Consider the following 11,373-nt stretch of genomic DNA (forward strand, 5'->3'; position numbering starts at 1 on the left):
ACTCCTGTCCTTTCGTGTGCATGTTAAAAATATCCGAGCTTTCTGGCCACCTCGATGGACATTTCGCTTAAAAAGTCTTTATGGTGGAAATTTTTCCAGCGCGTGGCCGCTCTGGGATCGATTTTGCGATACAGGTAAAATTTGTAATCGCCCACCATTTGCCTATTTTTTTGCATGCCGCTGGTCATTTTATCGCCGTGATAGGGTTCTAACATCTCCGGCTCAAAAGGCAGCTTTAAAAACTGGCACAATTGGCGAATTTCTCTTTCCGGATTTTGGAGCAGATCTTCATATTTTAGTACATATTTTCGCTGTTCCGGAATTTGACTTAAAAAGTTTATGATATTCAGATGGCTAACTAACCAGATGAGTTCGGCCAGCTGTCGTCGGGTAAAAGGATGTTCGAATTTAAAAAAGTTCTGATCCAGCCTGGCCTCCAGAAAGGAGTAAATTGTGGCGTACGGATGGCGCTGAAGATGAATGTACAGCGTGTTTTCAAATTCTTCTTCCGCACGGTTTAAAATGTTTAGATCGATGGCATAAGCGGGCGTTTTATCCACAAATAGCTGTGGATTGATCTTCATTTGCAGGCGCCTGTAAAATTCATGGGTGGAGATGTTCTGCCGGAGATAGGCGTCGTAAATTTCCTGCGCTTCCGTTTCATCGCAGTGAAAGACTTCCATTAACGTTCTGGGGATGGCTTCATTCCAGAGGAGCAGCCCGCTTTTTTCAAAAAACTCGTGTCGTTCTTTTAAAAAGTTAAAGGAGAGAAGATCCATTTCCGGCGGGGCAAAGAGCCGGGAGTGGCCTTGCAAAATGACGCGCAGCAAGGTTGAGCCCGAGCGCGGCGGAGAGAAGATAAAAATGGCCTGCTTGTTTTTTTGTGGGGCGGTAGAAGAATCAACACGTAAGGGCACAATAATTTTTTTAAACCGCTCCAGCGCCTCTTCCGTAAGTACAGGTTCGTTTGCAATGGCCCGCCATCTTTCTTCGGCGCAATCCTGTGGTAAAGGCGGTACCTTGCCGAATTTTTTTTCAACGAAATCGGAGAAATATTCCTGCATGAACAGGGCAAATTGTTCGACCGTGGGCGCGTAAAGCAAAACGCCGGGCGGCGGCAGGTGATGAAAGTCATCGATCAGTTGTTGAATAAAGCGCTGCGCTTTTTGATCGTCTCCGCCCCGGGCAAAAAAGTTGTCGGTAACAGAAAGTTCATCCACCTGCAGAACCTGCTTCCACAATTCTAAAATGTATTTTTCCACTTCATTTCTAGGCGGTATGATGGATGGATTGGCTTCAGGCTGCGTCATGGAAGCAGACTCGTCGTTTTCGCCTTCTTCTAACAGTTTGCTTACTTCTTCGTCGCTTAAATCTTCCAGTTCGGCCAGTAAGGATTCCAATTCTTCCGGGCTTTCCTGTTCCAGTTGCGCTTCGGCGATCTGGTTGGCAATGCCGTCAATGGTGGGATACTCGAAAAAAGTTCTGAGGGGCAGATTAACGCCAAACTCTTCCTGAATTTTTGAAACCACCTGCGTGGCCATCATGGAGTGGCCGCCCAGTTCAAAAAAGTTATCGAACACGCCAACCTGTTCAATGTTTAAAATTTCGCGCACGATTCTCGCCAACTTTTCTTCCGATTCGGTGCGCGGCGCAACAAACGGCGCGGAAGAACGAATCCTGGAAAAATCAGGTCTGGGCAGGGCATGGCGGTTGATTTTACCGGCCGGAGTGAGGGGGATTTTTTCCAGCCGGATAAAAAGAGCGGGAATCATGTACTCAGGTAAAAATTGACGTAATTTTTCTCTCAATAATTCCTGCTTTAGTTCCTGGCCGTCTTCGGCTTCGTAATAGGCCACCAGAGTTTTGTCGCGTCGCTCCACATCAAAGGCCTGCACCACGGCCTGTTTGATGCCCGGCAGTTCGTTGAGAATGGATTCGATTTCACCCAATTCAATACGAAAACCGCGGATTTTTAACTGATGGTCCACCCGTCCTAAAAATTCAATGTTGCCGTCCGCCAGAAAACGCACGCGATCGCCGGTTTTGTAAACGCGCCCTCGTTCCGGTTTTAAGGGATTGAGGACAAAACGTTCTTTTGTTAAATCGTCGCGTTTTAAATAGCCTTTGGCCAGATTGCCGCCGCCAATGAGCAGCTCGCCCGGAATGCCGATGGGCGCCGGATGGCCGTAAGGATCGATGACGTAAAATTCGCGATTGGCGCGCGGTCGTCCGATGGGCACGGATCGGCCCTCAAACTGCGCAGGCACCGCAAAAGTAGAAGCGGTGATGACCGTTTCGGTGGGCCCGTAGGCGTTGAGCAGTCGGGCGCCTTTTAGATTGATTTTTTGCCAGGCCTGCAGTGTGTCCAGGCGGAACACATCGCCGCCCACAATGATCAGCCGAATGCGGTTTTCGGGCAGCAGTTCCGGTTGTTTGGCCAGTTCCTGCACAAATTGATTCCAGTAGGCGGTGGGCGGATTGATGACGGTTAAATCGTACTCTTTGATTTTTTGCGCGAACTGGGCTGCGCTCCAGATTTCGTTGTCGCGCATGCACACCGTGGCGCCGCTGATTAAAGGCGGCAAAATCTGTTCGATGGAAGCGTCGAAATTTAATGCCGCAAACTGTAACACGTTGTCGTCTTCTGTGAGCTGGTAGTAGTCTTTCATGTCCTGGCAGTGGTTGGCCAGCGGGCCGTGCTGAACCTCCACGCCTTTAGGCTGGCCAGTGGAACCGGAAGTGTAGATGACGTAGGCCACATCCTGCGCCTCTAAGTTAACGTTCAAATTCTCCGGCGATTCGTTTAAAATGGCCGGCCACTCTTCATCTAAAAATATTTTTTCGCCCAGGGCTTGCGGCTGGTTTTTAAAATAGCCTTTGGTTACCAGCAGGCCGGCGCCAGAATCCTGGAGCATGTACTCCAGCCGATCTAAAGGATAATCCGGATCGAGCGGCAGGTACACGCCGCCGGCCTTCAAAACGCCTAACATGGCCACAATCATCTCTGGCGAGCGGTCGGCGTTTACGCCCATGATCTGCCCTTTAGTAAGTCCTTTTTTCAACAGGTAGCGGGCAAACTGGTTGGCCTGCGCGTTTAACTGAGCATAGGTCAACGCTTCGCTTTTGACGCGCAGGGCGATGGAATCCGCCGTTTTAGCAGCCTGTTCTTCAAAAAGGCCGACGATTGATTTCTGCTCGTCGTACCAGGCTTCCGGCTGGCTCCAGTCTTCCACCAGCAATTTGTATTCTTCCGGAGTTAAAAGATTGATCTGGCCGACGCGGATCTGCGGGTCGGCGACGATTTCTTCTAATATTTTCAGGTAATGCGCAATCAGACGATCCATGGTCTGATCGTTAAAAAGATCGGTGTTGTATTCCAGTTTACACTTAAGCGGCAAATCGCCGTCGGTAACATTCAGAATGAGATCGAATTTGGTGGTCTTGTTTTCCAGTTCGATTAATTCGATTTCCAGGCCGGGCAGCTGCAATTTTTCAACCGGCGCGTTGTTCATGACGAACATGGCCTGAAAGAGCGGCGAATGGCTCATGTCCCGTTCGGGCTGCAGCTCTTCCACCAGCATCTCAAAGGGCAAATCCTGATTAGCGTAAGCGCCCAGGGTGGTTTCTTTGATCTGTTTTAAAAATTCGGTGAATTTGGGGTTGTCTTCGATGGTGGCGCGTAGCACCAGGGTGTTGACGAAAAAGCCGATTAAATTTTCCGTCTCTTTGCGGTTGCGGTTGGCGATGGGCGAGCCCACGCAGATGTCGTTTTGACTGCTGTAGCGGTGCAACAGCACAAAAAAGGCGGCCAGCAGGGTCATAAACAGGGTGACATCCTGCCGGCGGCTTAAATCGCGTAATTTTTCTGCAAGGTCGGGCGCAATTTCAAACAGCTTAAAATTGCCGTTGTAGGTCTGGTAGGCCGGCCGCGGACGGTCAAGGGGCAGTTCCAGCAAGGGCGGAATGCCGGCTAATTTTTGGCGCCAATAGTCCAGTTGCTGTTGCAGGGTTTTACCTTTTAGCCATTTGCGCTGCCATACGGCAAAATCGGCGTACTGGATGGCCAGGGGCTCGAGATTGGCCGGTTTGCCCTGCACGCTGGCGGTGTACAGACGCATGATCTCGTGCACAAACAGGCCGGTGGACCAGTTGTCGCTCACGATATGGTGCATGACCAGAAGCAGACCAAAATGTTGCTCACCAAATTTTAACAGGGTAATGCGCAGGAGCGGTCCGCTGGTCAGATCAAAAGGTTTAAGCGCTTCTTCCATGGCCATCCGATGAAATTCGTGCTCCTGCTGGTCGGCAGGCAGGGCCGAAAGGTCGATCTGTTCGATGGGAATGTAAAGTTCCGGCGCAATCACCTGCAGAGGATGCCCGTTTTCTTCGGCAAAAGTGGTGCGCAACACCTCATGCCGTTTGATCACCTCGTTCAGGCTTTTTTCCAGGGCCTTGATATTTAAATCGCCTTTAATTCTCAGGATTGAAGGAATGTTGTACAACGGGCTGCCGGGTTCCAGTCGATCCAGAAACCACAGCCGCTGCTGGGAGAAAGAAAGCGGAAAACGATTGGTGTTGCGCGGCTGCGGTAAAATTACCAGATCGTTTAATTCAATACCCTGTTCGCGCAGCAAAATTTCAAAGAGTTCGCGTTTTTCGTACGGTAAGCTCAGAACCTGTTTGATGATTTCTTCTGTTGAAAATCCTTTGTTCATTCCTGGTCATCCTTGTTTTTCTTTTGCCGCAGCAATTCGGCCGCCTGTTCGTCGGACATGGATTTAAGCTGTTCTAACAGGTTTTCCACCTGGTCGATGGGCGCGCTTTCTTTTTGGGCGGTTTCCTGTTCAATAATTTTGGCCACGCCGGAAATAGTGGCGTCTTCGAACAGGGCGCGCAGGGGCAGCTCAACCTGAAATTTAGCGCGCAGTTCGGAAATGAGCTGTGTGCCCATCAGTGAGTTGCCGCCCAGATCGAAAAAGTTATCGTTAATGCCAATGTTTTGAATGCCCAGCAGTTTACGCCACACCACGGCGATCTCTTCCTGTAGCTCGTTTTGCGGAGCGACAAATTCGTAAGGCAGCTCCGGGCGGTCGTGCATGGCTTTTTCTTTGTCGTCGTCGGTTTCTTCTTTTTGAACGCCTTTAACCCAGCGCGCAATCCGTTGGTGTAAATCGCCGGTAGAAACGATCAATTGACCAAACCCCGGATTGGCGAAAATGCGTTCAAAGGCGGCCAGGCCTTCTTCCGGGGTTAAAGCCAGACGCGCCACTTCCATTTGCGCCTGGTTTGCGGAGGGCATGGTTTCGTCAAAATTCCAGCCGTCCCAGTTAACGCTCAGCCAGTTGCTGTTGCTGTCCTGATTTTGCAGGTACACCAGCGCGTCCAGGCCGGCATTAGCCGCGGCGTACGCGCCAAAGCCGTAGCCGCCCAGGATGGCGGAAACGGACGATTGCAGCAACACAAAATCGAGCGTCTTTTGGTGCAGGGCGCGGCGCAAATTCAGCGCGCCCACCAGTTTGGGGCCAAGCTGCGCTTCCAGGTCTTCGCGCGTTAATTCCGGAATGGGTTTAAAGGCCTGTTCGCCGACCAACCCCGCCGCGTGGATTACGCCGTCCAGACCGCCAAAGCGCTCTTCTGCTCTGGAAACGGCCTGCTGAACGGAAGCAGCGTCGGTAATATCGGCTTTTAAGATCAAAATTTCAGAGCCATTCTCTTTGATGGTCTGTAATGTTTTTATTTTCTGGCTGACGGCGTCGTTTTCGTCATGTTCTGCCAGCCATTGCGCCCAGCTTGTTTCCTGAGGAAAATCGGCCACTTCCAGCAGGGCGAGCCTGGCTTTAACCTGCCGCGAAAGGTAGTGCGCCAGGCGCAGACCGATGCGTCCCAATCCGCCGGTTATCAGGTAGCGGCCTTCGTTTTTTAAATAACCATGCAGGGGATTGCTTTGCGGCAGTTCGATGCGCCGGAATTCCAGAGTCCAGCGATCGCGCGCACGGAAGGCCACAACCGGATCGTCGGTGTGCGCAAAGACTTCCTGAATCAGATTCTGAGACATGGGCTCCAGGCTGCCAAAGACGTCGTGCGGCAGTTTAAGATCAATAATCTTACAGGAGATATTCGGAAATTCCTGCGGAATGACTTTGCTTAACCCCAGAATGATGGCTTTAAGCGGCGCGTAGGCGTCGTAGCCGGTTACCTGAAACAGGTGGTTGGTGACAATGGTTAAGGTAAGCGGTTGAGTCATCCCGACTTTCTGCAGAGTTTGAACCAGGTACAGCAAACTCAGATAGCCGGAGATAAACGCTTCGTCAAGAATGTCGGACGACTGGCTGCTGGCGTTGATGTTCCAGCAGTGGACGATATGCTGCGGAAGCCGATCGCTGGCTTTTAGTTGCTCAAAGAGCTTTTCAAAACTCTCTTTATGGTCGATGGGCATGGCAAATTTATTTTCGCCCTGATCATGGAAAGCCGTGCCCGGCTCCACGGTGGTTAACTTCAGCGGCAGGGATTCTTTAAGGATAAAATCGACAAAGTTGCGCGCCAGCCCGGTGTCGTCTTTTAAGATCAGCCAGTTTTGTTCTTCTGGCAGTGCGGGCTTTTTGCGGGGCATGGCCTTTTGCTGCCAGGATGGAACGTAAAACCATTTTTCCATGGGCAGCTTCTGCAGCTCGTCTGTTTCCTGAGCAACGGCCATGCTGCCCAGGCCGCCTTTAATATCCAGCCAGTAGCGTTTGCGTTCAAACGGGTAGCGCGGCAGCGAAAGCTTCAACCGCCGTTCATCGCCGTAATAATTTTTCCAGTCAATGAATTTGCCGCTCAACCACAGGCGCCCGACGGTGTTTAAGATAAAGGCCACATCCGATGTCTCCTCGCGCGGGTGACGCATGGAAGCTAAAATGGTGGTGTTGAGCTGTTTTTCGGGATGTCTGCGCGCCAGCGTGCTAAGAGCGGTTCCAGGGCCGACTTCCAGTAATACCGGATTTAATTCCCGAATGAGGGCGCTTAAATTATCCATGAAGCGCACGCCGTTACGTAACTGCCGGGCGTAGTAGTCGGGATCGGTAGCTTCTTCCACCGAAATCCATCCGCCGCTGACATTAGAAACGTAAGGCAGTTGCGGCGCGTTGAGCGTAATGCTGCTTACGATTTTGCGGAACTCGTCCAGAATGGGTTCCATCATTGCAGAGTGGAAGGCGTGGGAGGTGTGCAGGCGTCGAAAGGCCACGCTCTTTTCTTTGAGTTGTTTTTCGATCTTTTCGATAGCTTCAAAAGGGCCGGAAAGAACCGTTACGCCGGGCGCATTGAGGGCGGCCAGTGAAACCTGTTCATCCAGGAAGGGCTGAACATCGCTTTCGTTCAACTGCACGCTGATCATGGCGCCTGGCTTTACGCTTTGCATCAGGCGACCGCGGTGGGCCACCACAAACAACGCGTCTTTTAAGCTGAACACGCCGGCCAGATGGGCCGCCACATATTCGCCAATGCTGTGCCCGACCATGGCGGCCGGCTCCACGCCCCAGTGCATCCATAATCTGGCCAGGGCGTATTCCACAACAAACAACGCCGGCTGCGTAAATTGTGTTTGATTGATCTGTTCCTGCGCCCATGCGAACTTTTCGGGGGAGGGGTAGAGAATCTCTCTTAAATCCAGCCCGATGATCGGCTGCAAAATATCGGCGCAGGCGTCCACGGCCTGTTTAAAGACCGTTTCGTGCTCGTACAGTTCGCGCCCCATGTTTACGTACTGCGAGCCCTGACCGCTGAACATGAAGACTACGGGCGGCTCTTCCGGCTGTTTTTCGTGGCCCAGGGTCATAAGCCGTTTGGCGTCTTTGGTTTCCAGAATTTCCAGCGCTTGCTGAACGGACTGGCAAACCAGAGCGCGGCGTTTTAATAGCGGCGTTCGTCCTGTTTGCAGGGTGTAAGCCACATCGGCCAGATTGACCTGCGGATTGTTTTTGAAAAATTCCACGTATTTTTGCGTCAGTCGATCGAGCGCCTCTTTACTTTTAGCGGAAAAAAGTAAAAGCTGGTAAGGCCGGGCCGGATCAGATGGCTGCATCTGCGGCGCTTCTTCCAGCACGGCGTGCACGTTGGTGCCGCCAATGCCAAAGGAGCTGACTCCTGCGCGGCGCGGGGCGCCGTTTTCTGTTTGCCAGTCGCGTAATTTCGTGTTGACATAAAAAGGCGAATTTTCGAAATCGATTTGCGGATTGGGCTTTTCAAAATGAAGGCTCGGCGGAATTTGTTTGTGGTGCAGAGCCAGGGTTGCCTTGATTAATCCGGCCACACCGGCGGCGGCGTCCAGGTGTCCGATGTTGGTTTTAACCGAACCGATGGCGCAAAACTGCTTACGATCGGTTTGCTCGCGAAAAACCTGGGTGAGGGCTTTGATTTCGATGGGATCGCCCAGCGAGGTGCCCGTACCGTGCGTTTCGATGTAGGTGATGGTTTCGGGATTTACATTAGCAACGATCTGCGCGTTGGCGATAACCTGCGACTGACCGTCCACCGAAGGAGCGGTGTAGCCGATGCGATTGGCGCCGTCGTTGTTAAAGGCCGAACCTTTGATAATGGCGTAGATGTGGTCGCCGTCTTTCAGAGCGTCTTCTAACCGTTTAAGCACCACAATGCCGGCGCCGTTGCCGCTCACCGTGCCGCTGGCTTTGGCGTCAAATGCGCGGCAGTGGCCGTCTTTAGATAGGATCATGCCTTCCTGGTAAAGGTAGCCCTGTTTTTGCGGAACGGTAATGGAAACACCGCCTGCCAGCGCCATATCGCAGTTGTAATTTAACAGATTTAAACAGGCGATGTGCGTGGCAACCAGCGAGGTAGAACAGGCCGTTTGAACGTCCACGCTGGGGCCGGTTAAACCCAGTTTGTAGGAGACGCGCGTGGTTAAAAAATCTTTGTCGTTGCCGATCGAAAGCTGGTAACCTTCGGCGCCGCTAATGTTGCCCTTGCGGTTCAGCAGATAGGAATAGATGTAGGTGTTCATGCTGACCCCGGCGAAGACACCGATTAAACCTTCGAACGTTTCGGCGGTGTAGCCCGCGTCTTCCAGCGCATGCCAGGCGATTTCCAGAAACAGGCGGTGCTGGGGATCCATCACTTCAGCTTCGCGCGGAAAGAAGTCAAAAAAACTGGCGTCGAATTTATCTTCATCTTTAATAATGCCGCGCGCCGGCACATAATTAGGATCTTTGATTAATTGCGCATCCACACCGGCTTCCTGCAATTCTTCTTCCGTAAAAAAGCGGATGGCTTCCTTACCTTCTTTCAATAATTGCCAGAATTCTTCAATGGTTTCGGCGCCCGGGAATTTCCCGGCCATACCCACGATTGCAATTTCAAGGCCTGTAAATTCTTCGCTCATTCAGGGAATCTCCTCAACTGGTTCAAAAAAGACTCGCCCAATCGGCGAGCCATTTTTACAGAATTTTTAATTTAGACATTTTTCATGTACAATATGTGACTTATTCGACAGGACATTCCATTTTTTTAACTTGAAACACCTGACTTAAAAACGGCAGATTTTTCCAGAATTTGTTTTACAATGGTCAGATTATTTTCCAGAGCTTTTGTCAATTCTTCATTGGAATACTTTAAGGTAACGCCCGGCATATAGGTAAGAACGATTTTGTCATCCCAGATTTGATAGTGCAGACCAAAGTAGCGGGCGTAGGGCAGTCGGATGCCCGGACGTCCCACCACCGGAATCTCTTCGAAAATGTCCGGATGCGAAACGGGAATATCCATAGATTGCGGTTGGTATTTGCCCGCAATCTTTAAGATCAGTACGCTAACGCCCAGCAGAAGATTGACCCACAATCTGGCGAATCCTTTGCGCGTATTTACAAACAGGGAAATAATTTTAGATGGAGGAAAATACTTGCGCGCAGCCCGGTAAGCGGTTCGTTGCGAGTCGATGGCTTTTTTGAACAACTCAAGCGCCTGTTGGGGATTGAAGCCTTCGTTTTGCACGTAATCTACAAATTGCTTTACCTCTTCCGTCGTGGCGTTGGCGTTGGTCAAATTCATGCAACGATATCTGGACATGGAAAGGTATTGAATAATATTCAGATGTTTTCCGAATAGTTGTTTGGCGGCCATGGCCAGAACGACCATAAAGGCCGGGACGGGCAGCATGTTGAACTGGTTGAAGAAATTTTTTCCCGTACCGTTTATCTCAAATGTAGCCTGCTGGTGGTCGATCACGCGCTCGGCGATTTTTTCGGCTTTTTTTAACGGTCCTGGCGGAATTTGCCAGTTTAGCTTGTTAAAGGTTAACAGTACGGCCGGCTGGGTCTGGTTTTCTGGCAGGGAAACGGCGGCGGCGCGCTTTTGAATTTCTGCGCTGCCGCGCATCATCGGATTGCCATCTAAATAAGCGTTGAAACTGCAAAAGGTGGTCGCCCGGGCGTTGCCAAAAACCACGATTTGCAAACTGGAATGGTACCAGCGGTTAAAGTGATTCCGGCTTTGCGTCAGGCGCGCAGCCTCGGCGTAAGTTTGCGGATGGTCGTCCAGATCGAGACAGATTGTGAAAAAGCTGTGCCGAATTTTTTCGAAGGCCAGCCGATTTTGCGGGATATGCAGAAGATTGGAAAAGATTTTGATTTGCGCCGGATGCGCAATGCCGGTTAACAAACCGGGCGAGGCAGCATTGGGCGCATCGCCGTTCTGGTTTACCTGATTTACAATTTTGGTTAAAGTTTCTAACAGCTCGGCAAAGGAGGTGGACTGACCGGGATGCCCCACGTTGATAAGAAAATAATGCCCACGGTAAATAACGGTAATCTGATCGGTTTTACTGCTTTTAAAAAGACGCGCCCGCCCGTTTTCGATGATCAGGCTGGTGCCAAAAAAGTTGGGATACTGGCCCATTTCCAGAACATGATCTTTATGTCGATCCGGCGCCAGCTTTCCGCTCATTAAATCGTCGTAAAAACCGTAAACGGCCATAATTAAAGTGGCGGCGCGTTGAAGAGCAGTCAGCTTTCTGGGATCGTCTTTTAAAGCCAGAGTGGCGGAATTAATTAAGGCAAAAAGTCCTGCGCCGCGCATGTTGGTCTTTCTTAAGTCATCTTCCAGACGGTCGGGCAGGCTTTTGTAAAAAGATTTAAAGCCGGTTAAAGTCATAAGCGCTTTAACAATAGCCCTGGAAATAGCCGAATCCTTAATTCCCATTTCTTCCAGTGAAATCATTTCATCCCAGGCCGGCAGAGGAACTAAAGGCGGTTTGGGATAGGCGGCTAATTGCTCGTAAATATTCTTTGTCCGCTCTCCTTCGAGTAAGTTTGTGTACGCCATATTAACCCCTTGATGCTTTACTTTAAAGTTGGTCTGGTCATTTGATTAAACCTGAACGTT

The 11,373-nt window shown here is 50.9% G+C and carries 3 protein-coding genes; all 3 read right to left on the minus strand.

Features of this window, described 5'->3' with window-relative positions; genetic code table 11:
• Nucleotides 1–23: 23 nt before the first annotated feature.
• Nucleotides 24–4,715 (minus strand): non-ribosomal peptide synthetase, encoded by a 4,692-nt coding sequence (locus Cabys_RS06505; protein WP_006929446.1) that lies wholly within the window; start codon nt 4,713–4,715, stop codon nt 24–26.
• On the minus strand, nt 4,712–9,376 hold the full coding sequence (locus Cabys_RS06510) for a type I polyketide synthase (RefSeq protein WP_006929447.1): 4,665 nt from the start codon (nt 9,374–9,376) through the stop codon (nt 4,712–4,714). Before Cabys_RS06510 ends, Cabys_RS06505 begins: the two co-directional genes overlap by 4 nt.
• Nucleotides 9,377–9,501: 125 nt before the next feature.
• The gene (locus Cabys_RS06515; protein ID WP_006929448.1) at nt 9,502–11,313 is read right to left on the minus strand and encodes a choline/carnitine O-acyltransferase; all 1,812 of its coding nucleotides are present in this window, start codon (nt 11,311–11,313) and stop codon (nt 9,502–9,504) included.
• Between the last annotated feature and the right edge of the window lie 60 nt (nt 11,314–11,373).

It is taken from the genome of Caldithrix abyssi DSM 13497, from assembly GCF_001886815.1.
In the GTDB taxonomy this organism is placed as follows: Bacteria; Calditrichota; Calditrichia; order Calditrichales; family Calditrichaceae; genus Caldithrix; species Caldithrix abyssi.